General features: G+C 70.3%; 17 protein-coding genes and 1 pseudogene. 5 read left to right on the plus strand and 13 right to left on the minus strand.

Annotation, left to right across the window (positions count from 1 at the left end; genetic code table 11):
- Positions 1–84 precede the first annotated feature (84 nt).
- The 3 genes from IE257_RS15230 (at position 85) to IE257_RS15240 (ending at position 4,527) form a co-directional block, all read left to right on the plus strand.
- Positions 85–1,959 carry a glycosyltransferase gene (locus IE257_RS15230; RefSeq protein ID WP_189968820.1) on the plus strand — a complete coding sequence of 625 codons (1,875 nt, stop codon included), beginning with the start codon at positions 85–87 and terminating at the stop codon, positions 1,957–1,959.
- Between the two features lie 58 nt (positions 1,960–2,017).
- Positions 2,018–3,040, plus strand: a complete 1,023-nt coding sequence (gene galE, locus IE257_RS15235) for a UDP-glucose 4-epimerase GalE (RefSeq protein ID WP_189968822.1) — start codon at positions 2,018–2,020, stop codon at positions 3,038–3,040.
- A 65-nt stretch (positions 3,041–3,105) separates the two neighbouring features.
- Positions 3,106–4,527: a UDP-glucose dehydrogenase family protein gene (locus IE257_RS15240; protein WP_189968824.1), complete on the plus strand. Its 1,422-nt coding sequence runs from the start codon at positions 3,106–3,108 to the stop codon at positions 4,525–4,527.
- On the opposite strand, the gene IE257_RS15245 is transcribed toward IE257_RS15240, so the two are convergent.
- The 3 genes from IE257_RS15245 to IE257_RS15255 form a co-directional block, all read right to left on the minus strand.
- Positions 4,461–6,242 (minus strand): right-handed parallel beta-helix repeat-containing protein, encoded by a 1,782-nt coding sequence (locus IE257_RS15245; RefSeq protein ID WP_229920373.1) that lies wholly within the window; start codon positions 6,240–6,242, stop codon positions 4,461–4,463. The genes IE257_RS15240 and IE257_RS15245 overlap by 67 nt on opposite strands.
- A 181-nt stretch (positions 6,243–6,423) precedes the next feature.
- Complete coding sequence (locus IE257_RS15250) at positions 6,424–6,831, minus strand: VOC family protein (RefSeq protein ID WP_189968826.1); 408 nt, start codon at positions 6,829–6,831, stop codon at positions 6,424–6,426.
- Positions 6,832–7,031: 200 nt separating this feature from the next.
- Complete coding sequence (locus IE257_RS15255; protein ID WP_189968828.1) at positions 7,032–7,472, minus strand: hypothetical protein; 441 nt, start codon at positions 7,470–7,472, stop codon at positions 7,032–7,034.
- A gap of 216 nt (positions 7,473–7,688) precedes the next feature.
- On the opposite strand from IE257_RS15255, the pseudogene IE257_RS38250 reads away from it, so the two are divergent.
- Positions 7,689–8,121 (plus strand): annotated as a pseudogene (locus IE257_RS38250) (ricin-type beta-trefoil lectin domain protein); the annotation flags it as partial.
- Positions 8,122–8,200: 79 nt separating this feature from the next.
- Here the strand turns inward: IE257_RS38250 and IE257_RS15260 are convergent.
- The 8 genes from IE257_RS15260 to IE257_RS15295 all read right to left on the minus strand — a co-directional run bounded on the left by IE257_RS15260 (position 8,201) and on the right by IE257_RS15295 (position 20,325).
- Positions 8,201–11,290 (minus strand): glycoside hydrolase family 3 protein, encoded by a 3,090-nt coding sequence (locus IE257_RS15260; RefSeq protein WP_189968830.1) that lies wholly within the window; start codon positions 11,288–11,290, stop codon positions 8,201–8,203.
- Between the two features lie 455 nt (positions 11,291–11,745).
- Positions 11,746–13,719 (minus strand): hypothetical protein, encoded by a 1,974-nt coding sequence (locus IE257_RS15265; RefSeq protein ID WP_189968832.1) that lies wholly within the window; start codon positions 13,717–13,719, stop codon positions 11,746–11,748.
- Positions 13,720–13,772: 53 nt separating this feature from the next.
- Positions 13,773–14,450 (minus strand): RBBP9/YdeN family alpha/beta hydrolase, encoded by a 678-nt coding sequence (locus IE257_RS15270; protein ID WP_189968834.1) that lies wholly within the window; start codon positions 14,448–14,450, stop codon positions 13,773–13,775.
- Positions 14,447–15,748, minus strand: coding sequence for an MFS transporter (locus IE257_RS15275; protein ID WP_229920374.1), 1,302 nt, complete (start codon positions 15,746–15,748; stop codon positions 14,447–14,449). The genes IE257_RS15270 and IE257_RS15275 overlap by 4 nt, the downstream gene beginning before the upstream one ends.
- A 105-nt stretch (positions 15,749–15,853) precedes the next feature.
- The gene (locus tag IE257_RS15280) at positions 15,854–16,768 is read right to left on the minus strand and encodes a TauD/TfdA dioxygenase family protein (protein ID WP_189968838.1); all 915 of its coding nucleotides are present in this window, start codon (positions 16,766–16,768) and stop codon (positions 15,854–15,856) included.
- A gap of 48 nt (positions 16,769–16,816) precedes the next feature.
- On the minus strand, positions 16,817–17,791 hold the full coding sequence (locus IE257_RS15285) for a quinone oxidoreductase family protein (RefSeq protein WP_189968840.1): 975 nt from the start codon (positions 17,789–17,791) through the stop codon (positions 16,817–16,819).
- A 116-nt stretch (positions 17,792–17,907) separates the two neighbouring features.
- Entirely contained in the window at positions 17,908–18,960 is a 1,053-nt protein-coding gene (locus tag IE257_RS15290) for a beta-keto acid cleavage family enzyme (protein ID WP_189968842.1), read from the minus strand.
- Positions 18,961–19,302: 342 nt separating this feature from the next.
- The gene (locus IE257_RS15295; RefSeq protein ID WP_189969230.1) at positions 19,303–20,325 is read right to left on the minus strand and encodes an AraC family transcriptional regulator; all 1,023 of its coding nucleotides are present in this window, start codon (positions 20,323–20,325) and stop codon (positions 19,303–19,305) included.
- A 144-nt stretch (positions 20,326–20,469) separates the two neighbouring features.
- Here IE257_RS15295 and IE257_RS15300 point away from each other — a divergent pair, with 144 nt between their 5' ends.
- Entirely contained in the window at positions 20,470–22,068 is a 1,599-nt protein-coding gene (locus tag IE257_RS15300) for a long-chain-fatty-acid--CoA ligase (protein WP_189968844.1), read from the plus strand.
- Here the strand turns inward: IE257_RS15300 and IE257_RS15305 are convergent.
- Together IE257_RS15305 and IE257_RS15310 are read right to left on the minus strand one after the other, a co-directional pair.
- Positions 21,991–23,013: a hypothetical protein gene (locus IE257_RS15305; RefSeq protein ID WP_189968846.1), complete on the minus strand. Its 1,023-nt coding sequence runs from the start codon at positions 23,011–23,013 to the stop codon at positions 21,991–21,993. The two genes, IE257_RS15300 and IE257_RS15305, sit on opposite strands and share 78 nt — an antisense overlap.
- Before the next feature lie 4 nt (positions 23,014–23,017).
- Positions 23,018–23,620: a hypothetical protein gene (locus tag IE257_RS15310; RefSeq protein ID WP_209468339.1), complete on the minus strand. Its 603-nt coding sequence runs from the start codon at positions 23,618–23,620 to the stop codon at positions 23,018–23,020.
- Between the last annotated feature and the right edge of the window lie 2 nt (positions 23,621–23,622).

Genomic DNA, 23,622 nt, shown 5'->3' on the forward strand with positions numbered 1-23,622 from the left:
CCCCTCTCCCCGCCGGCCCTCACCTCCAAGGCGACCGTGAGGCCCTCGCGCCGCCACACCAAGATCATCCCGGAGTGCGTTCACATGACCCCGACCGAGCCAGGGCTCGTACACGCGGCTGCCGCGACCGACGCGCGCATCCCCAGCCCGTCCGGAGAGCAGGCCCCACTCAAGGACCAGATCCGCGAGCTCTCCCGGGGCCGCGTCGCCGAGATCCCTCCCGACGGGCCCGTGTTCGCCCATCCGAGCCGCGCTCTGGAGACCCGCCCGACGAGCTTCGTCCGCCAGTTCGGCACAGCCGACAGGCTGAAGGTGGCGGTGCTCACCCTGGGCTGGGTCGCCTGCCTCATCCTGTTCTGGGTCTGGTGGCTGCGTCCCGAGCACCGGATCGGCTGGGTGGGCCTGGCCGTCAACAGCGCGCTGCTGCTCTACCTCGCACTGCTGCCCGTGCCCTTCTGGGTCGCGATCGTCCGCCTGCGCCGGTTCGACTCCCGGATCGAAGTTCCGGCGGTGCGTACCGGATTCGTGGTCACCCGGGCTCCGTCGGAGCACTGGGACATCGCCCGCACCACCCTGGAGGCGATGCTCCGCCAGGACTACCCCCACCCCTACGACGTATGGCTGTGCGACGAGGACCCGTCCGGCGAGATCCTGGAATGGTGCGAGGCGAACGGAGTCCGGGTCTCCTGCCGCCGGGACCGTCCGGACTACCACCGGCTCACGTGGCCGCGGCGCACGCGCTGCAAGGAGGGCAACCTCGCCTTCTTCTACGACCACTGGGGCTACCGGGACTACGACGTCGTCGCGCAGCTGGACTGCGATCACGTGCCGAGCCGTACGTACCTGACCGAGATGGTGCGGCCGTTCTCCGATCCCGCGATCGGCTACGTCGCAGCTCCGAGCGTGTGCGACGCCAACGCCGAAGTCTCCTGGTCCGCCCGGGGCCGACTGCATCGTGAGGCGGTCTTCCACGGGGCGGTCCAGCTGGGCCACTCGGCGGGCCTGGCGCCCGTGTGCATCGGCTCCCACTACGCGGTGCGTACGGAGGCGGTGCGGGACATCGGCGGAATCGGGCCCGAACTCGCGGAGGACTTCTCGACCACGTTCCTGATGAACTCGGCTGGCTGGCAAGGGTCGTTCGCCATCGATGCCCACGCCAGCGGCGACGGCCCCGTCACCTTCGCCGCCATGGCCACCCAGGAGTTCCAGTGGTCCCGCAGTCTCGCGGTGATGCTCTTCGGGATGCTGCCCCGCCACCTGGGCCGCATGCGCGGCTGGCTTCGCCTGCGCTTCGCCTTCGCCCTGTCGTACTACCCGCTGCTCGCAGGGACGACGATCATGGCGCTGGCTCTGCCCCCGGTCGCGGCTGTCACCGGTCTGCCCTGGATCAACGTGAACTACTTCTCGTTCCTCGGCCACTTCTGGGCGATGTCCGCATGGCTGCTGCTCCTGACCATGCTCGTGCGCAGACGCGGCCTGCTCCGCCCCGTGAAAGCGCCGGTCCTGAGCTGGGAGAGCTGGCTCTTCGGGCTCGCCCGCTGGCCCTTCGTCGCCTGGGGGGTGGGCGCGGCCCTGGTACAGAAGCTGCGCCCGCGGCCGGTGGTCTTCAAGGTGACCCCCAAGTCGACGGACGGGCTCGAGCCCCTGCCGCTGCGGCTCATGGCGCCCTACCTGATCATCACCACCACCCTGTCCTGCGCGGCCGTGGCCGGCGAGCTGACCGGCCCCGCCGCGGGATATGTCTTCCTGTGCATCCTCGGCTCGTTCTCGTACGCGATGGTCACCCTCACCATCGCCGGGCTGCACATCGCAGAGATGGCCCGTGCCGCGGGAGTGCCCAAGTACAAGGCCGTGGTGACGGCCCGGCTGCCCCTGCTCGCCGGAACCCTCACACTGCTGCCGCTCGCCCTGGCCATCGGCCTCTTCCCCATCTACGCGGCAGGCATCTTCGGCTGGTGACACCGGCGCACCGGCTCCCCACCCCCACAGACGATCACGGAGAAAGGATCCCACCCCCATGCCCACGACGGTCCTGGTCACCGGCGGTGCCGGCTTCATCGGCAGCCATACCTGTGTCGAACTGCTGGAGAACGACTACGAGGTGGTCGTCGTCGACGATCATTCGAACAGCTCACCAGAGGCGCTGGAACGCGTCGCGAAGATCGCGGGACGCCCGGTCGCCGCCGTCCACCGAGCCGACATGAGGGACCGGCGTGCGCTGGATGCCGTATTCGACTCGCACCCGATCGACGCAGTGATCCACTTTGCCGCGAAGAAGGCGGTGGGCGAGTCCGTGGAGATCCCGATCGCCTACTACGACATCAACGTCGGCGGCACGACCGCCCTGCTGTCGGCCATGCACGCACACGGAGTGCACCGGCTGGTGTTCTCCTCGTCGTGCTCGATCTACGGGGACGCCACCAAGGTGCCTCTGGCAGAAGGGGATCCGGCGGCCCCGACCAACCCGTACGCCTCGACGAAGTGGCTCTGCGAGCAAGTGCTGGCCGACACCTGCCGTCGCCTGCCCGAGCTCAGCGTGCTGGCGCTGCGGTACTTCAACCCGGTCGGCGCGCACCCGTCCGGACTGCTGGGTGAAGACCCCCGCGGCGTGCCCAACAACATCATGCCGTACCTGGCGCAGGTCGCCGTCGGCCGCCGCGAGCGGCTCAGCGTCTTCGGTGATGACTACCCCACCCCCGACGGGACCGGCATCCGCGACTACATCCACGTCATGGACGTGGCCGAGGGCCACCGCCGCGCGCTGGAGCACCTCGGGGACGAGAACGGAATGCGCGTCTTCAACCTAGGCACCGGAGTGGGGTCCTCCGTCCTCGACCTCGTCGCCGCCTTCGAGCGCGCCTCCGGCAGGCCCATCCCCTACGAAGTGACCGGGCGCCGCCCGGGAGACGTGACCGAGCTCGTCGCCGACCCCACCGCGGTGGCGGAGGCCTGGAACTGGGCCGCGACCCGTGATCTCGCCGCGATGTGCCGCGACGCCTGGCGCTTCCAGGAACTCAATCCCGCGGGCTACGCCGGCTGACGCCTCCGAGCCCGCCTCCGGTTCATAGCACCCCACCACATCAGCTCGTCAGACAGGAGATTCGCATGCGCTTGACCGTCATCGGTACGGGGTACCTCGGAGCCGTGCACGCCGCGTGCATGGCGGACATCGGACACGAGGTCCTCGGGGTCGACGTCGACGCCGAAAAGATCAGGGCCCTCACCGAGGGCAGACCCCCCTTCTTCGAGCCAGGCCTCGACGACGTGCTGACCCGCGCCATCAGCTCCGGGCGCCTGCGCTTCTCCACCTCCCTCAGCGAGGCGGCCGCCTTCGGCGAGGTGCACTTCGTCTGTGTGGGCACCCCGCAGCAGGCCGGTTCGAACGCGGCCGACCTGCGGTACGTCGACGCCGTCATCGACGGGCTGGCTCCCCACCTGAGCAGTCCCTGCCTGATCGTGGGCAAGTCCACCGTCCCGGTGGGCACCACCCCCCGCATCGCGTCCCGACTCAGGGGCCTTGTCCCTGCGGGGGCTGACGTGGAGGTTGCCTGGAACCCGGAGTTCCTGCGCGAGGGGTTCGCGGTCGAGGACACGTTGCGGCCGGACCGGCTCGTGGTGGGCGTCACCTCACCGCGCGCGGACCGGACCCTGCGCGAGGTGTACGCCCCCATGCTCGACGCCGACATCCCGTACATCAGCACCGACCCCGCCACCGCCGAGCTGGTCAAGGTCGCGGCGAACTCCTTCCTCGCGACCAAGATCTCGTTCATCAACGCCATGGCGGAGGTCTGCGACGCGGCCGGTGCCGATGTGAGCACCCTCGCCGACGCGCTCGGACACGACACCCGCATCGGGCGCCGTTTCCTCAACGCCGGCCTCGGCTTCGGCGGCGGCTGCCTGCCCAAGGACATCCGGGCGTTCACCGCGCGGGCCCGGGAACTCGGCGTCGAGGAGGCGGTGAGCTTCCTGAACCAGGTCGACGACATCAATCTGCGCCAGCGGTCCCGGACCGTCACGATCGCCCGTGACCTGGTCGGTGGTGCGTTCGCCGGACACCGGATCACCGTCCTGGGCGCCACTTTCAAGCCGAACAGCGACGACGTACGCGATTCCCCCGCGCTCGCCGTGGCTGCGGCGATCCACCGCGAGGGGGGTGAGGTGCGGGTCCATGACCCCGAGGGGATCTACAACGCGCACCTGGCTCACCCCGAGCTGTGCTACGAGACGGACGTGCTCTCCGCGTGCCGGGGAGCGGACGTCGTGCTGCACCTCACCGAGTGGAGCCAGTACCGGGAGGTCGACCCGGTGAAGCTGGCACGCGTGGTCTGCGCGCCGCGGCTGGTCGACGCCCGCAACAACCTCGATGCGGGGCTGTGGCGCTCCGCCGGCTGGACCGTCCGGGCACTCGGCAGGCCGGCCCCCGCCACGGTGCCCGCACCTCTGCGTGGTGGCGGTCTCGCTCAGTCCTCGGCACGCGGCTGTCCGGCACCTGCGGAGGGCGCTGTCCTCAGCCGTGCCCCGAAGTAGTCGACCGGGCCGGGGTCGACGCCGACCGACCGCAGTCTGACGGCACCTTCCAGCTTGTCGGCGCATTGAGAGACGAGAGAGGTGGCCCCGGCAGGATCGGTGACCGGGGCCACCGCGCCCATGAGACACGGGTCGGCGGTGCTGCCCGTCAGGACATCGCCCATCTGCTCCTGTCCGGCCCGGGACCGCCAGGCATCCAAGTCGGTATACCGGGCATTGCCCCACTGCAGCTTCCAGTCGCCCGTGCTGAAGTAGTCGTTGCCCTGCAGATGCACGAGTGCTTGCGTGTAGTTCGTGTCCGAATCCACGACGGGAGCACCGTTGGTGACGAAGATGTTGTTGCGGACACGGACTCCGCTCATGCCGTTTCGGAGGCGCAGGGCCGGGGGCCGGTCGATGCCGTTCGACCGCAGGATCACGGTGTTGTGATAGATGTCCAGGTCCCGCATGCGAGTGCCGAAGGCCACGATGCCCCCGTACCAGGACAGCTTTCTGGCATCGTCCCAGCTGTAGTTGAACCGCACGACGTTGTCCTTGTGGGCGTTGGTCGGTTCCCCCGAGTACATGAGGAAGCCCGCGCCGTCGTTGCCGTAGGACAGGTTGTACTGGAGGACCGACGACGACACGTTGTTGTCCAGTCCGAAACCGCCGCCGTCGACGCGAGAGCCGGTGTGATTGCGGTATGCCTTGTTGTGCTGGATGACGACGCGGGTCGAGTCGTAGGTCCAGATCCCCTCGGGCCCCTCCTGGGCGCGGGCCGAGGACTTCGCCCCGTTGTCGTACGAGACCGACTGCTGAATGGTCCCGCCCCGGAGGCTGCCGAGAATGATTCCGCTACCGGTATTGCGGTCGTCCGCCGTCGGGTCTCCCGGATTGCTGTACGCCTTGACCCGCGTGATCACGAGCTTTTCGTGTGCGTAGCGCGGTTTCTCGGGCGTGAAGCGGGGTCCGTAGGTAGCCAGCCCGGCGTTCTGATTGTGGTGCACTGCCGAGTCGCTGATCCGGATGTCGCGGAAGCCGGCAGACTTCGGGCCTGTTCCCAGGTGAATCCCGTTCTGGAACCGGGACACGTCGACCCCGGAGATCCGCACGTGGTCCAAGGGTTTTCCGTCCCGGCGGTCGTTGAAGAAGGTGATGCCGTCCGCACTGCGCTGAGCCTTGGCATCGCCGACGAGGGCCAGATTCCGGATCTCCACTCCGGCGGTGTTGTACACGGTGATTCCCGCAGTGCCCCGCGTCGCGATGGTCGCCCGCCCGGTGCCGAATGAATCGATCACCACGGGCTTGGACGCGCTGCCCGCATGGCCCGGGCCGATGGTCAGCCCTCCGACGAAGCGTTCGCCGCCCTTGAGTCGCAGACGGTCTCCCGGCCGGAACGGCACCTGGTCGGCCCGGGCGAGGGTGCGCCAGGCAGTCGCCTCGGACAGCCCGTCCTGTTCGTCGTCGCCCTCCGGGTCCACGTAGAAGGTCAGGGCACCCTTCACGGGAGGTCGCGGTGGCGTGTAGGGCTTGAGCACATCACATCCGGTGAGCAGGACGATCGCGCCCACGGTCACGGCTGCGACGCATTTCGCCCCGCCAAGGGGACCCCACCCGGCGGTCCGACGGTCGCGCATCATCCCGGTGTCCCCATTCCGTTCGCCTCCGCACGTCGGGTAACAAGGTGCCAGAAATCGGGCGCATATGAGGTCCGTGACATGGCGACATACCGCCATCTTTCAACTGCTGTCGGAATGTGAGCGATTATCCGATCGTGTGCGTTCCGGGCGCTGGAGTGCGTCGAGCAGGGCGCCCGCCCCCCGACGTGGATCCGGGGGCGGGGCCGGTCCAGCACTTCAGCGGGCCCGTTCGGCCTCGGTGAGTGCCGCCGTGTCGGCGGGGACCCGGGAGGAGGAGTCAGGGCCTGGCGTAGGGCCGGGTCATGATCTCCATGTTGTGGCCGTCGGGGTCGGAGAAGTAGGCACCGCGGCCACCGAAGAGGCGGTTGATCCGGCCCGGTTCGGTGTGGTTGGGGTCGGCGTAGTAGGCGACCGCGATCGCGTCCAGGCGGGCGATCATCGCGTCGAACTGGTTATCGGGCACGAGGAACGCGTAGTGCTGCGGCTGGATCTGCTCGCCGTCGCGCTGCTCGTAGTAGTCGAGCGTCACGTTGTTGCCGAGGTCGACGGGCAGGAACGGCCCGAAGGGAGCCCCGGGCTTCAGGCCCAGGACGACGGCGATGAACTCGGCCGACAGCTGCCGGTCCGTGGCGTGGACGACGGTGTGGTTGAGCTGGACGGCTGTGACGGGCGTCTGCATCTGCATCTGTGGTGGCTCTCCATGTCATGGGTTCGAGATCGAAGACATGGAGAGGGCGGCGGGCCCCTGGCCCGCCCGGTGGTCACGCAGAGGCCGGGGGCCTCACTCGTGTATGGCCCAAGGCCGACCCGGCAGTCACAGGGCCGACCTTACGCCTCATCAGGTGCTCGGGCAACGCCGGGGGGAGCCCTGGCGGGTGGTGCCGGTCAGGAGAGCCGGAGGGCGAACCTGTCGAAAGGTGTCTTCCACTTCGATCCAGCCGACCTGAGTGCAGACCGGACTGGTGCCGACCCCTTCTTGCGCACGTTCAGCAGCTTCGTGTCGGCCCTCGGGTTGGCCTTGTGCACCGCTTCGAGGAAGGCCGGGCCCCGCTTCGGATCGGTGAGGTGGACGTTGACCGAGCGATAGTCGGAAGCCATCTCGACCTGCGTGTACACGTCCGCGTGCGGGCCCCGGCCGGCCCGCGCGGCGGCGTCGGCCACGACCCGCAGGGGTTCCAGTACCTCGCCCTGCTGTGGTGGCGTCATGGCCGCCACGACATCCGCGGACAGCGGTCCGGGTGGCTCCGCTTCGGCGGCGGTCGCGCCGAGCGGAAGGACGGCCGGCATGGTCGCGAGCGCGAGCGAACGCCAAGCAGCCTTGTTCATACATCCCCCCGCGGTGACTGTGTGTGCATGATATGTACGCTGCGCGACCGCAGGGGGTCTGAAATGCCCGGCAAGGGCGTGCGGCTGCCATGGAGGCGGAGTTGGGGGCGTGCGGACATTCGCGCGCGCCCAGAGTTCGGCTACCACCATCCCTTGGAGAAGCCATAGGCGGCGTCCGTGGTCTCCCGCCCCGAACGGAATCTTCTCCACGATCGCCCCGCGGGCCACGGTCTTGGCGATTGCGCCGTCGACCGGGCCCCGGACTCGATCCCCTGGTCCGTGGACGGGCAGGTCTTTCAGCGGCGCACAGCGGCGGATCTGGGCGGCCGACAGTGGGTGTTCGACAAGCCGTTCTTCCTGATCCTCAACCTCGCGGTCGGCGGGGACCGGCCGGCCAACCCGGACGGGTCCACCGGCGCATGCCTGGATGTGAACGGCGCTTCGACCGAGCCGGGCACGAAAGTCCAGCTGTGGGAGTGCAACGGCACCGGCGGCAGCGGTTCGCCTGCAACGCGACCACCCGCGACCTGGCCAACATCACGGCCGACACGTGTGTGGACGTGCGCAACCAGGACTCGGCCGACGCCACCCCCGTTCTGATCCGGTGGTGCACGGCAACGCCAACCAGAAGTGGACACTGACCGGCTGAGCCCGGAGGCCGGGGTGGCGGACGTATCCGCCACCCCGGCCGTACCAGCATGGATCAGCGGATCAGCGGATCAGCACGATCAGCGGGCAGCGGCGGCCCGATAGGCCGCGGTGAACTTCCCGAACGCGTCCGTCAGCGCCCCGGTGAGCACCAGGTGGTCCGCTTCGGCGAAGGGCTTCGCCGCCGCCGCGGTGGGGTGCGTCCCCATCCTCCGCTGGACGATCGAGCGGGCCTTGGTGGCCAGCGCCCGGGCCGCCTCGGACCGGGCCGCGCCGGTCTTCTCCAGCACCTTGGCCGCGGCGGCGAGCGCCCGCAGGACCGACTCGCCGCCGTCCGCAGGCGCACCCGGAGTGGTCAGGCCCCAGCCGTACGGGAACTGCGGATCGTAGGCCGCGTCTCCCACGTTGACCGGCAGCTGCTGCTGCGAGCGGGGCCAGGTGACCGGGAGCTGTCCGGTGAAGGGGCGCTTGCCGTACAGGACATCGGCGACGCCGTCGCCCTCGGTGCCGGGCAGCCAGGAGGCCACGAGGGCTCCCATGCGGTCCAGGCGGTCGCCGATGAGCTGCGGACGGCCCGAGACCACCAGCACCACGCACCTCATGGCGGCGCACACGGTGTCGATCGCCGCCTGGTCGGCCGTCGAAAGTTCCAGGTCGTGGCCGTTGCCGACATCGCCCACGCCCTCCGCGTACGGGGTCTCGCCGACGACCACCACGCCCACGTCGTGGCCCGCCGGCGGGGCGGAGGCGTCCTTGGAGTAGGTGACGGAGCCCGGGGTGGCGGCGGCCTTCCGCATCGCCTCCAGGACCGTCGTGCCCTCGGTGATGTCCCCGGAGGCGCCCTGCCAGGTCACCGTCCAGCCGCCGGCCTGGTTACCGAGGTCGTCGGCGTTGGACCCGGCGACGTACACCCTCTGCGAGGGCTTCAGCGGGAGCAGCCCGCCGTCGTTCTTCAGCAGCACCTGCGACTTCGCCGCCGCCTCGCGGGCCACGGCCCTGTGCTCCGGCGAGCCGATGCGGGCGAGCCCGGAGGTGTCGGCGTACGGCTTCTCGAACAGGCCCAGCTTGAACTTCTGCTCCAGGATCCGGGATACGGCGTTGTCGATCCGGGCCATGGGGATGCGGCCGGCCGCCGCCTCGGAGACGAGGGTCGCGTGGAACTCCCGGTACGCGGTCGGCACCATGATCATGTCGAGGCCGGCGTTCACCGAGGTCCGCACGTCGCTCGCATAGTCCCCCGGGATCTGGTCGATGGCCTGCCAGTCGCTGATGACGAAGCCCTCGAAGCCCATCCGGTCCTTCAGGACGCTGTTGATCAGCTCGGCGTGCGCGTGCATCTTCACCGGGCCCGCGTCATCGCCGATGATGTCCACCGAGGAGTACGAGGGCATGACCGAGCCGACCCCTCGCTCGACGGCCTCCCGGAACGGCGCGAGGTGTACTGCCTCCAGCTCCTGCCGGGTCACCCGGGTGATGCCCTGGTCGATCGTGTACGAGCCGGTGCTCGACGAGCCGAACTCGGTGCCGCCGTCACCCGCGTAGTGCTTGGCGGTGGCCAGTACCTTGTCCGGACGGGAGAGGTCCCTTCCGTCCGTGGCGCCCTGCATCCCGCGGATGACCGTCTCCATCGCGGTGACCAGTGCCGGGTCCTCGCCGAACGCCTCGTACGAGCGCCCCCAGCGCTCGTCGCGCGTCACGCACAGACAGGGTGCGAAGTCCCACGGGACGCCGGTCGCCCGGACCTCGGCGGCGGTCACCGCGCCGGTCCGCTCCACCAGCTTCGGGTCGCGGGTCGCGCCCAGCCCGATGTTGTGAGGCATGATCGTGGTCCCGATGACGTTGTTGTGGCCGTGCACCGCGTCCACGCCGTAGATCAGCGGGATCTGCAGGCGGGCCGCCCGGGAGCGCAGCTGGTACCCGTCGATCATCTTGGCCCAGGACTCCGGTGTGTTCGGGTTCGGGGCCGAGCCGCCGCCGGAGAGCAGCGAACCGAGCCCGTATCCGGCGATGTCCCCGGGGGCCTTGAGCGCGTTGCGTTCGGCCTGGGTCATCTGCCCGGCCTTCTCCTGCGGCGTCATCCGGGCCAGCAGATCGGCCACCCGCCGCTTCACCGGCAGCTCGGGGTCGAGGTAGGGCAGACCGTGCGCGTCGATGACGACCTGCGGGTCCTCGGCGGGCGGCCGCGCACCGGCAACGGTCAGTGCGAGCGGCACCGTTTCCGCGCTCTCGCCCTCGTCGTCCCGGTCCGTGGTGACGGTGATCGTACGGGAGGTGCCGGAGGGGGTTCCGGCGGGGAAGGTGAGGGTCCCGGTCACCGGGCGGTAGTCGATGCCCGGGGTGGCGGTTCCGCCGCGCGTGGCGTACGCGACCGTGACCGGCTCGGACAGGGGTGCGGAGCCGGTGGTCGCCACGGAGACGCGGATGCCGGCCGAAGCGCCTTCCTTCACAGGGTGAATGGGGGAGTCGGTGAGGACCGTGGCCCGCAGTGCCGGTTCGGCCGCGCCGTAGAGCTCGACCGCGTCCATCAGGAACTCGCCCGGCCGGCCCACCGGGAAGGTGACGGCATAGCCCCACATCTCGTGCAGTCCCAGCACCTGGTCGATGCCGCCGACGGGCTGGTAGTCGGTGCGGTACTCGAACCGGGAGAACGGGATCTCGACGAGGTGCCAGCCCTGCCAGTCGTCGGTGAACGAGGTCGTCCAGAGCTCGGACGCCTCGCCGTTCGCGCCGCCGTCCTTGAGCTCGAAGTGCACGCGGGGGCCCGAACCGGGCGGCAGCGGCGCCGTGTTCTGCCCGTACCACCAGAACCGGATGCCCTTGCGGGCGCTCCAGTCCTGGGCGGGCCGGTCGAAGGCGAAGTCATGGCTGAAGCCGCCCCAGCCGCTGATGTCGTACGAGCCGCGCAGCACCTTCGCCCCTTCCGGGGCGTCGGAGCGTTCCTCGAGGGCGAGCCGGGGCTGGTCGTCGGCGTCGCTGCCCCAGGTGAAGATCCCCTCGGCGGGTGGGCTCGCGAACGGAATCTCGCCCTCGAAGCGGTCGACGGCGATCGGGGGTGGCTCGACTGCCGGGCCCGCCGGGGATGCCGTGGCAGCACCGAGGGGGAGCAGGCCGGCGAGCAGGCCCGCACAGGCGAGCAGGGCGCATCTGGTCCAGGGTCGTGCCTTGTTCACGAGTTTCCTCCGAGGTCTATACCACCGGACAGGACACCGCGTGAGTCAACCGACCGCGCCGGGTGTCGTCAAGACTTGGCGACACGCGTGGCCCGAAGTCGACGCCAGCGACGGATGAATCGGTTCTGCATTCAGTACCCGAACACGCGAACTCGGGCATGCGGGACTCCGCCACCGCCCGGACGGTGCCCTCCGCGAACGATCCCGCGGCGTCCCGGGGGCCCGAGCCACCGGCCGCCGCGATCCACGGCCCGGCGCACCGGTGGCGCAGGCACGGGTCGGCTCATGCGCCGAGGGCGACCGTACGCCCCGCGGCGGACCGGCCTCGCCGGTAGAAGAGGGGGACGAGAGGTTCAGCGCTTCGGCCGGGCGAGCGCCGGCCCCACCGCGTAGCGCTCGCGCAGTTCCTCGGCGACCCTCCGGGCAGCGGGAGGACGGTCCCTTCGTGCTGACGGTCAACGACGCGGTGGCCTGTCGGGGCCGATGTTTGGACGCCACGGTGGCAGGAAGGTCGTCACCTGGTCCGAGTCGTGGTCCGGCTCGGCCCGGCGGGGTTCGGCGACGACTTGCTCCAGGAGCGACTCGGCGATCCGGTCGCCAGCCTGTGCACGGGCCCTCAGCTCGTCCAGGCGCCCGCTGCGACGGAGCAGCGCGTTGTACAGCCCCGCCGCCGCGTGGCCCCCGGCGTCCGCGCGGGCCCTGAGTTCATCCAGATCGCCCCGCTCTTCGAGCAGGTGCGCCAGAGATTGCTCGGCGGGCATGCTCCCGGCGTCGGCCAGCGCACGAAGGTCGTCGAGACGGCCCCCGGCGGCGAGCGCGGTCGACACAGGAGCCACGTTGATGAGTGCGCCCCCGGCATGGGGCTGGGCCAGCACGATGGCCACCGCCCCCTCCAGATCGCCGTCTTCGGCGAGCAGGTTGGCCAGCCGGTACCAGGCCGCGTGATATCCGCTGTCGGTCAGCCCCCGTAGGATGGCCAAGGCCTCCTCGACCCCGCCGTGTTCGGCGAGCAGCTCGGCGAGTCGGCAGGCAGCGGACTCGTCACCGGCCTCGGCGAGGCGCCGTAGGACAGTCAGCGCCTCTTCGAGCCGGTCCTGTGAGGCGAGCAGGTGAGCCAACACCTGGCCGGCCGCAGATTCACCGGTGGCGGCACGGGCGCGCAGTTCGCCGATCTCACCCCGTCGTGCGAGCTCGTTCGCCAGCTCGTGCGCGGCGGGGCGGTCGCCGGCGTCCGCGCGGGCGCGGAGTTCCTCGATCCGGCCGTATTTGACCATCAACTCGGCCGATGACCAGGCGGCGTTCACATCGCCCTCGTCGGCCCGGGTGCGCAGTTCGCCGAACCGCTCCTGTTCGTCGATGATTTTGCGGATGTAGCGCTCGGCGCTCGCGTCACCGGCATGGGCCCAAGCCTCCAAGTGGGACAGCGCCTCCTCCACCCTGCCCTGCTGGAGGAGGAGGGAGACCAGCAGCCGCGCGGCCACCGGGTCACCGATCCGGCTGCGCCCGCGCAGGCCGGCGAGGTCGCCTTCCCTGGCCAAAAGATTTACGAGTTCGGAGTTGGCGCCACGGTCGCCTCCGTCGGCGCGGGCGCGCAGTTCTTCGATCCGTCCCGCGGCGAGGAGCAGCTTGCCCAGTTGCATCCCTGAGTGGATGTCACCGCGGTCGGCGGCAATACGGTGCAGTTCTTCGGCGTACCGGCGTTCGCCCCACCGCTCGGCGCTACGAGCCAGACCCTGCGTGTCGCGCGGATGGTGGTACTCCGCCAAGGCCTGCCACACCGTCTCGGGTACGGCTACGGTGCCGCGGCTGCGACCGGCCTGCTGGAGCAGGTAGTCGGCCACCAGATAGCCAGTGGTCCTGCCCATCGTGCCGATCGGGCGCAAGGCGGAGGCCGCCCCGTGGAGCCGGGTGGTGGCGTACTCCAGTGCCTCCCGCAGCCAGTGCGGGCCGGCGGTGGCCTGCTCCGTGCGATCGAGGTAGCCGGGGACGGCGACCGCCAGCAGCTCCGGTGACATCGGGGCACGCGCGCCCAGTCGTGGGTCCTCGGAGCCGTCGAGGCGGACGGCCATCACCCACACGCCCTGGTTCTCGACAAGGAACGGCAGCAGACCGAGGGATCCGACCGGGTCGAGCTGCCGTTCCTCCTGTTCGTCCACGTCGTCGGGCCAGTCGCCGTTGTCCTCGGGCCAGTAGTAGACCTCCTCCCGGCCCAGCCGGTCGGCGTCGTACACCATGTCGTCGTTGCTGAACTTCCGCAGCGCATCGGCGCCCTGCGCCAACGCGAACCACTCGCGCACCGCCGCGGGCACTACGCGGCCGTGCAGGGACTCGAAGCGGTCCAGTGCCGCTTCGGCCTCCTTGGAGACCTCCGGGTCCAGCCCCGCGAGTTCTGCCGCTCGACTGTGGAACCGCAGCCTGTCCGCCGGCATCGTCCGTCCCCCCTGTCCTCGCCGGTGGCGAAGGGCCGCCGGCCAGGGCGACCCTATCCGTCCGTACCGACGTCTGCGGGGCCGGTCGGAGCCGCCCCGGGTCCGTCATCCGCAGGAGGCGACGGCGCGCCCCGATGCCGCAGGGAGCTGTGTTCGAGCTCGCTGAGGAGTTCCTCCGCCCTCGGCCACGGGCCGTGGCCGGAGGCGGGGTTGAGGTGGCCGACAGGGCCCAGTTCCACGAGGCGGCCGCCCCAGGTCCGGGCCAGCTCGGCCGATCGTTCGACGGTGCCCAGAGGGTCGTTCGAGCTGGCCGCGACGATGCCGGGGAACGGCAGCGGCGAGCGGGGCACCGGGATCCAGCCGTTCTCGTCGAGCACGCCGATGGTGGGGTAGCCCTCCGGCAACGGCTGCTCGAAGTCCGGCGGCGTCACCAGCAGCGCCCCCCGGACCTGCACCTGCGCCGGGTGCCGCCGGGACCAGTGGACGGTGGTGATCACACCGGCGCTGTGGGCGACCAGCACGACAGGCCCCGCGATCTGCACCAGCACCTTGTCCAGTGCGGCGACGCCGGCCTCGCAGCTCAGTCGGTCTGCCGTCAGTGGGGGAACGGTCCGTACGGTACGCCCGGCCTCGGCGAGCCGGTCCGCCAACAGGGTCTGCCAGTGCTCCTCGACGTGATCGCGCAGGCCGGGGACGATCACGACCACCGGCTCGGTGGTGGTACGGCTCATGAGGGCACCTCCGTATTCTGCCGCTCCGCCACCGGGGCGACACCGGTCAGTCGGAGTACGTCACGGTCGTAGGAGTGGCGGCCGATCAGGAACGCCGCGGTGGCTCCGATCGCCACGAGCGGCACGAGCCGGAACGCGCCCAGCAGACCGAGCCGGTCCGCGAGCATCCCCGTGACCGCGGGGCCGGGGGCGAGTCCGAGCAGGCTCTGGGCCAGCGTGAGCGTGGCGAACGCCGTCGCGGCGATGGCCGCGGGGGTCAGGTTCGCCACCATGGCTGCCCCCGGCCCGGCCGTTCCGGCGCACAGCAGGGCTCCCAGCGCCAGCACCACCAGCTGTACGGGGCCGGCCGGCAGGCGGAACGCGGTCGTCAGCAGGACGAGGGAGCCCACGCTGCAGCTGATGGCGACCGCCCACTTGCGGATCGGGTCGCGCCGGCTGATGCGGTCCGAGGCGATGCCGCCGGCGATCATGCCGATTCCGATCACCAGGGCGAAGAGCCCTGCGGTCGCACCGGCTTTCGCGGTCGGCATGTCGTAGTAGCGGTTGAAGTAGCTGGGCAGCCAGGCGATCAGGGCGCCTGCGATGAACAGCTGCAGACCGCTGCCGATGTAGGCGCTGACCACCGAGACGGAGGAGAAGAGTCGTGGCAGGAGCACGCGCAGACGGTCGCGCTCATCAGTGCCAGTGCCAGTGCCAGTGCCGGCTCCGCACTCGGCCGGATCCTGCCGCGGGGCCAGCCGCTTCTCCGTGACCACGAGCGCGTAGACGCCCGCGAGCACCAGGCCGAAGACGCCCATCACGCCGAACGCCCAGCGCCAGCCGAACGCCTGGGCCACGGCGCCGCCGATGGATATGCCCAGGACCGAGCCGAAGGCCCCGCCGGCGATGAAGGCCCCCGAGAGCGTCGCCCGCAGGGCGCGCGGGAAGACGCTGAGGACCACGGCGATGCCGACACTGCCGTAAGCGGCCTCACCGATGCCGACGAAGAGCCGGCCGACGAGCATCTGGTCATAGCTCGCCGCCACCGCACAGCCCAGGGTTGCCAGGCTCCACATCGTGGCCGCGATGACCAGGGATCTCACCCTGCCCCATCGGTCGGCCAGCAGCGAGAGCGGGAGGGTGAGCAGACCGACCGCCAGCGCCACGACCCCGCTGAGGGAGCCCAGTTGGGCGTCCGAGAGCAGCCAGTCGGCCTTCAGCATCGGAAAGACGGCGTTGAGGACCTGCCGGGACATGTAGTCCGAGAGCAGGAGTCCGAAACTCAGTGCAAAGACTGCCCAGGCGTAGCGCCGGGACACGGGCCACTCCGAGGAACCGGAAACGGTTCTGCCCGGGGCGGGTTCCGCAGTGGTGAGAAACCCCATTGTCATCACCTCGACTGCTCTTGGCGGAAAGGGAAAGGGTCAGAACGGTCTGTCGCCGGTGATCCCGGCGCGCTCCATCTTGCGGACGGCGGGCCAGTAGTCCTGGACGGCGTAGTGCTGGGTGGAGCGGTTGTCCCAGATGGCCACGCTGTTCGGCGTCCAGCGCCAGCGCACCTGGTACTCGGGGACGGCGGCCTGGCTGATCAGGTAGTTCAGCAGGAGGCTCGCGCCCGGGGCGTAGTCCGGCCCGAAGCGCACGTTCCCGGGCGTGTGGTAGTTGACGAAGTGCGTGGTGAAGGCGTTGACGAAGAGGATCTGTTCGCCCGTCTCGGGGTGGGTGCGCACCACCGGGTGCTCCGCGTCGGGGAACCGTGCCCCCAGCGCGTGACGCTTCTCCTGTGGCATGGCGGCACCGAAGGTGGCCTCGATGCTGTGCCGGGCCCGCAGCCCCTGGATCTGCGTCTTGATGTGCTCCGGCAGCCGGCGGTGGGCCTCGGCCATGTTGACCCAGATCGTGTCACCGCCCACCGGGGGCGACTCGACGCAGCGCAGCACGGCGCCCATGGGCGGGTTCTCGCGCCAGGTGGCGTCGGTGTGCAGCGCGTTCTCGTAGTGTTCCGGCGCGCTGTCCAGATCCTTGTAGATCCGTACCAGGCCGGGGTGGTCGGGGTCGCTGCCGGCCACCGGGTGGTCCTCCAGCGGGCCGAAGCGCTCGGCGAAGGCGACGTGCTCGGCCCGCGTGATGTCCTGCTCCCGCAGGAACAGCACCTTGTACTGCAGGAGCAGGGCCTTGATCTCGGCGAACAGCTCGTCGTCGAGCACCGCGTCGCCGAGGTTCACTCCGGAGAGTTCGGCGCCGATGGTGCAGGTCAGCGGCTCGACCTTGATCGAGCCGCGGGAGTGGGCGCGCACCGACGCGGGTGCGCCTTCCAATGGAGCGGCAGTCTTTTCCATGGTGCTTCCTCCTGGAGGGGGTGGAGACGCGCGTGATCCGGCAGGGGCTCAGACGACGAAGACGGACGATCCCGTGGTCCGCCCCGACTCCAGCTCGCGGTGCGCCCGTACGGCGTCGTCGAGCGCGTAGCGCTGGTTGATCTCGATGGCGATGCGTCCGGAGGCGACGTGGTCGAAGAGCTCGCCCGCCAGCGCTGCCCGTTCCGCCGGGTCTGCGATGTAGTCGGCGAGAGCCGGCCGGGTGACGAACAGCGAACCGCTGAGCGCAAGTTGCATGGCGTCGATGGGCGGGACGGGCCCGGAGGCCGTACCGAAGCAGACCAGCAGACCGCGGCGCCGGAGCGAGGCCAGCGAGGCGGCGTAGGTGGACCTGCCGATGCTGTCGAAGGCGACCGGGACGCCGGCGCCGTCCGTCAGTTCGCGCACCCGCTCGGCCACGTTCTCGCGCCGGTAGTGGATGACGTGGTCGCAGCCGTGGGCGCGGGCGAGTTCGGCCTTCTCCTCGGTGGAGACGGTACCGATGACGGTCAGCCCGAGCAGTTTGGCCCACTGGCAGACGATCAGGCCGACACCACCCGCGGCTGCGGTCAGCAGGATCGTGTCACCGGCCTTCAGCGGGTGGATCCTGCGCAACAGGTAGGCGGAGGTGAGCCCGCGCATGGTCATCGCGGCGGCGGTCTCGAAGGGGATGCCGTCCGGCAGCCGGATCAGGGAGCCGGCGGGCATGACCCGTTCCGTGCTGTAGGCACCGAGCGGGCTTCCGGTGTACGTGACCCGGTCGCCCTCGGCGACATGGGTGACGCCTGCGCCCACCGCCTGGACCACCCCGGCGGCCTCGACGCCCAGCCCGGCGGGCAGCGGTGCGGGATACAGGCCGCTGCGGAAGTAGGTGTCGGCGAAGTTGAGTCCGACGGCTTCGTGCCGGATCCGTACCTCGCCCGGGCCGGGGTCGCCGACGACGACCTCTTCCCGGCGCAGGACGTCGGGACCGCCGGTCTCCTTGAAGCGAATGGCGTGAGCCATGGGCGTGCTCCGTTGTTCGTGGGAGGTGGGGAAGAGAGGAACGGGCCGCCGGGCCGGGGGGCCCGGCAGCCCCGTGGGTTCGCGCGGCCGCGCGGCGCGGTCGTCCCGTGCCGCGATCAGACGACGCGCAGCATGGGGCCGCGCTGACCGGGACGGCGGTTCGGCACCATGCCGAGACGGGCCAGCGTCTCGTCGGCCCCGGAGTAGTACTCGCCGAGCTTGTAGATCTTCTTCGCCTCGGCGCCCGTCGCGATGTCGCGGCCGAGTGCCTCGGAAATCTGCACCATCTGCTCGACCTGCTCGACGGTGGTCATGCGCTCGCCCTTGCGCCGCCACAGGTTGTCCTCGTTGCCCACGCGCACGTGCACACCGAGGGCAATGCCGATCGCGTTCATCGGCGCCACCGCGCGCATGGAACTCTCGATGGTGAGGACGGCCCCGTCCGGGACGCGACGGACGAACTCGATCAGGTCCGCCGGGTGCCGGCCCGCGAAACCTCCGCCAATGGCCACGTAGTTGAGGATCAGCGGCCCGGTGTGGACGCCGGCTCGGATGAGCCGCTCCACGGTTTCGAGCTGAGCCAGCGTGGCGAGCTGGAAGTGCGGCTGGATGCCGTTCTCCCGCAGGCGCTCCAGGTGCTCCAGGTAGAAACCGGGGCCCGCCTCGACGACCATGTCGCGGTAGGCCTTGTAGTACTCGGGCTTCGCGATCGAGGTGCCTGCCAGGTCGTCGTCGGTCATGATCTCGACGATGTTCATCTGGCTGGTGTTGATCGCGATCGTCACCTGGTCCGGCGCGGGGTCGAGGTCGGCCAGCAGGTGGCGGGTGTCGTAGCTCAGCCACTTCGCCTCGCTGCCCTCGTCCTCCGGAGCGAACGAGATCGAGCCGCCGATCTGCAGGACCATGTCCGGCACGGCCTGGCGCAGCCGGCCCAGCAGCTCGTTGAACATGGACATCCGCTTGGAGCCCTTGCCGTCGAGCTCTCGTACGTGGATGTGGAGCACGGTGGCCCCGGCGTTGTAGCAGTCGACAGCCGCCTGCACGTGCTCGTCCATCGTCAGGGGGAGGTCGTCGGCGTCCCCGGGCAGCCACTCCGGCCCGTAGGGAGCGGCCTGGATCACCAGCTTCTCCTGGTTCTCCGGGAAGAGTGAGTCGTCGTGGAAATGCACGGTCCGTCTCCTTCGTGGGATCGGTGATCACTCGCCGGAAGCATCGCCGCGTGCGATGCGAGGGGCTGGGAGGTCCGGCGAGGATGGATGCGGGTCACCGGGGGACAGCGGGCGCATGGCGGCCCTCGGCCCTCGTACGATCGACCGGTCCGGAGGAAGCGCGCATAGGGGAACCCGCTCCCGTCCGGCGGCCGACCGCGTCTCTGCGGTGGTGCCAAGGTAGGGGCGGGCAACCGGGGCCGCTTGCCCCTTGGGGACAGATAATTTGCCATTTGGGGACACCGGCCGATCCGCGCCGGGTGGGACGGGCACGGGTGCGCCGAGCCCGTCCCGCCCGCGGGGTCAGTCCTGGTCGGGGAGTTGCTGTCGGCTCCTGGCGCTGCGCCATGCCCTGGGGCTGCACCCGTACTGCTCGTGGAACCAGCGCGAGAACCCGCTCAGCGACGAGAAGCCCAGCAGGTCGGAGATCTCCGTGAGCGAGCGCCGCGGATTCGCGACGAACTGCTCCGCGAGGTGGCGACGGGTGGCGCCCAGGAGCGAGGAGAAGGTCTCCCCCGAGGAGGCGAGGTGCCGGTGGACGGTCCGCCGGTCGACGCCCAGGCTGCGGGCGACCTGCTCGATCGAGCAGCGCCCCGTCGGCAGCAGGACCTCGATCAGCTCGCGCACCCGGTCCGCGGCGGTGGTGTCCCGGGGCACCGTGATCGCCTCGAAGTACTGGTGGGCGTACTCGCGCAGCAGCGGATCGGCCATCGCGTTGGGCGCGTCGAGATCGCCCGCGTAGAAGACGATGCCGTCGAACTCGCGGTCGAACTCCACGATGGGGCCGAACGCGCGCCGGTGTGTCGAGACGTCCGCCGGTGCAGGGTGCCTGAACCATACGGAGAGCGGCTGCCACCGGGTGTGCAGGAAATCGCGCAGGATCCGGTGGTAGGCGGCGACGGCCAGCTCCGTGGCCTGCCGGGTGTCCATCGTCTCGCCGAGGCGCAGGTCGACCTTCAACGTGGCCAGCCCGTCCCCCTCGGACAGCCGGGTGTCCAGGACCTCGTTGTACATGTGCTGGTGGCGGATCAACAGCCCCAGTGCGCTGCGCACATCGGGTTCCTCACGGACGACCAGACTGATGGGGCCGAGATTGGAGAAGCGCCGGAACTCCGCCATGAGCAATCCGAAGTCCTCGTGACCCGTGGCGGCTGCGGACAGTTCCAGCACCTGGACCGCGGCAGAGCCGGAGATCCACCGGTCCTGGACCGCGAGGGCGGCGGTGTCCAGGCCCACGCGCTTCATCAGCGGCTGAGGGTCGATGCCGAGCGATCGGCACAGCTCGACGTAGCCGCTGAGGGCTGCGGTGCGGACCAGGGGCCTCATGTGCACGCTCCAAGACTGTCCCGAAAAGAAAAGTCTCATGTCACGCCAGGGCAAGCACGGCGATGAGTGGGCAACCTAGCATGGCGCCGTTCACCGGCCCGGTCCGCTCGTGGCGACCGAGACGAACACAGGGAGATTGCCGACATGACCAACCTTGCCGCGTTCCTCGTGGACTCCGCCGCGGCCCAGGGCGATCGCATCGCGGTCCGCCACGACGGCAGTACGCTGACCTACGCCCAGTTGGACGACGTGAGCGCCAGGGTCGCCGCCCTGCTGCGCGACCGCGGCGTCCAGCCCGGCGACCGCATCGCGCTGACCATGCCCAACGTGCCGCTGTTCCCGGTCGTCTACTACGGCATCCTGCGGGCCGGCGGCGTGGTCGTGCCGATGAATCCGCTCCTCAAGGCCCGTGAGGTGGCCTTCACCCTGCGTGACTGCGGGGCGCGGATCGCGCTGGTGTCCCCCCTGTTCGCGGACGAGGTCGCGAAGGCCGCCGCCGACACCGGAACCGTATGCCTGGTGACCGAGCCCTCGGCCTTCGACGACATGCTGCGGGCCCACGAACCGATGCCCGGCATCGTCGACCGCGCCGATGGCGACCCGGCCCTCATCCTCTACACCTCGGGCACGACCGGGACGCCGAAGGGAGCCGAACTGTCCCACCGGAACCTGGCCACCAACACGGCCACCACGGCCGAGACGCTGCTCCAGGTCGGACCCGACGACGTGCTCTTCGGCGGCCTGCCCCTCTTCCACGCCTTCGGACAGACCTGCGCGCTCAATACGGCCGTCGCCGCCGGCGCCACACTGACCCTGCTGCCCCGGTTCGAGCCTCGGCGAGCCCTGGAGATCATGGCCCGCGACAGGGTCACCGTGTTCCTCGGCGTGCCGACGATGTACGCGGCGCTGCTCCATGCCGAGCTCCCCGAAGGCTTCGACGCCCACGCGCTCCGCCTGGCCGTCTCGGGCGGCGCCTCGCTTCCGGTCGAGGTGCTGCACGGCTTCGAGCGGCGCTTCGGCGCGACCGTCCTCGAGGGATACGGACTCTCCGAGACCTCACCGGTCGCCGCCTTCAACCACCCCGACCGTCCGCGCAAGGCGGGCTCGATCGGACAGCCCGTCCGTGGAGTCGAGATGAAGCTCATGACCGAGGACGGCGGCGCGGTGCCGCCGGGAGAGGTCGGTGAGATCGCGATCCGCGGCGAGAACCTGATGACGGGCTACTGGAACCGCCCCGAGGCCACGGCGGAGGCGGTCCGCGACGGGTGGTTCCACAGCGGTGATCTGGCGCGTGTCGACGAGGACGGCTTCTACTTCATCGTCGACCGAAAGAAGGACCTGATCATCCGCGGTGGCTACAACGTGTACCCGCGTGAAATCGAGGAGGTGCTGTACGAGCACCCGTCCGTCGCCGAAGCGGCCGTCGTCGGCGTGCCCCACTCGTTCCACGGCGAGGAGATCGCAGCGGTGATCGCGCTCCGGCCCGGTGCCGAGGCCACGGCCGCGGAGATCCGGGAGTACGTCAAGGACCGGGTGGCGGCGTACAAGTACCCCCGGATCGTCACCTTCACGGCCGAGCTCCCCAAGGGCCCCACGGGCAAGATCCTCAAGCGCGGGATCGTGGTCCCCGGTCGACAGGACCCGGCAGGATCCGGAAGAGACGGCCTAGTACAGGCCGAGGGAAACGGCGCCCGCGACTCCGAGGGCGGTGGCCAGTGTCCAGAAGTACCCGGAGACAGGTAAGGGAATGCGGAGGGTGTGGTCGGGAACGGGAGCGGGAAGGGGCGATCCGGAGGCGGCGGGCAGTCGTACGTGGTCCCGGGGGATCCCGCGGTGCCAGAACTGGCAGAGGCGGTACCAGTAGTCCCGCTCCTCCTCGGGCGAAGAGGGCGGCTCGTCACCCAACTGGCGGATGAGGTCGTACCGGTGGAGGTCGAAGGCCACGCGCACGTGTTGTGCGTACACGGACGCGCCGGCCAGCGCGGAGCGGTAGGCGAGGTACGCGGCGAAGCAGCCGCCCCACCACAGGACGAGGAACCAGGACCACGGGCCCTGTTCCCACAGCACTTCGACGGCTCCGACGACACCGAACAGCAGGCACAGCACGGACAGACCGAGTCCGGCGTCCAGGTCGGCCCTGGCCGCCGCCAGCGTGGCGGTCATCGGGTCGGGGAGGATCTGGTAGAGGCGGGGCCAGACCACCACGGCGTCCATGGAGTAACGCACCTGCGGATACTGTTCCGCGGACCTCAGTACGTTGCCCAGCCGTGTCGGCCGGAAGTCCTCCGGCCTGGTCGGCAGGGGATACCGGCTCAAGGCGCCGTCACGGGACACGGGGGCCCGGTGGAGGGCGTCGCAGCGCCGCCGGTGCCATGCCACCCCCTGCCGCAACGCCGCTTCCGCCGCGAATCCGGTCCAGTACCCCTCGAAGAGACGGCAGATCGCCGTGCGGCAACCCGAGAGGGCGGACGCGAGCAGACCGGCTGCCAGCAGCAGGGCGAGTCCGGCCAGTGCGCGGGCGCTCCCGGACATGCCCTCCCAGGTCCGGAGGGCCTGCCCGATGTTCAGGCCCGACCCGGCCAGCACCACGGAGACGGACAGGCAGAAGCCCAGGCTGGGCAGCAGGAGATGCAACAAGAAGCGCCGGTCGAAGAGGCCCGGGGTCTGACCCAGAAAGGCACCGAGCATGTCGTCATCCTCGCGTGATCGTCAACGTGTGCGGTGGCAGACCCGGATGGGCGCACACAGGCGGCCGCTGCGGGTCGAAGAAGCCGAGGTGGTTGACGTGGCCGCATCCGGGAGCCGCGCAGGCCACGAGGGCGAAGGGCAACGAGACTTCCCCCGCAAGGACGCTGTCCGTCGCGCTCATGTCGAACGCCCCGCGCGTTTCGGCGGGCAGCAGGGCCCCGTGGTCCAGAAAGTCGTCCACGATGCTGCCCGGCAGCACCGTCACGCCGCCGGACGGATCCACCACGACCGCCCCGTGCGGGCTGAGCGCGAGCAGGGTCACGGCGGCTCCGCCGACCAGTTCGCCCAGCGTCAGACCGGCGGGGACCAGGACCGCAGGACGGGCCGGAGCGTCGGACGGACAGAGCGTTGCCGCACGGCGGTCCCGCAGCGCGGTGAGGTCGGACCGGCTCAGCAACGCGACCGGCAGCCCGTCGTGCGCCGCATCCGTCACCAGGGCGAAGCCCAGGTCTCCCAGCAGGGTCAGGGCCTCCTCGGGACCGACCGATCCGTCCACGCGCAGCACCGGCTCGACGGCCAGGGATCCCACAGGGGTGTGGGCGTTCACGG

This window comes from Streptomyces avidinii (assembly GCF_014650695.1).
Classification (GTDB): Bacteria; Actinomycetota; Actinomycetes; order Streptomycetales; family Streptomycetaceae; genus Streptomyces; species Streptomyces avidinii.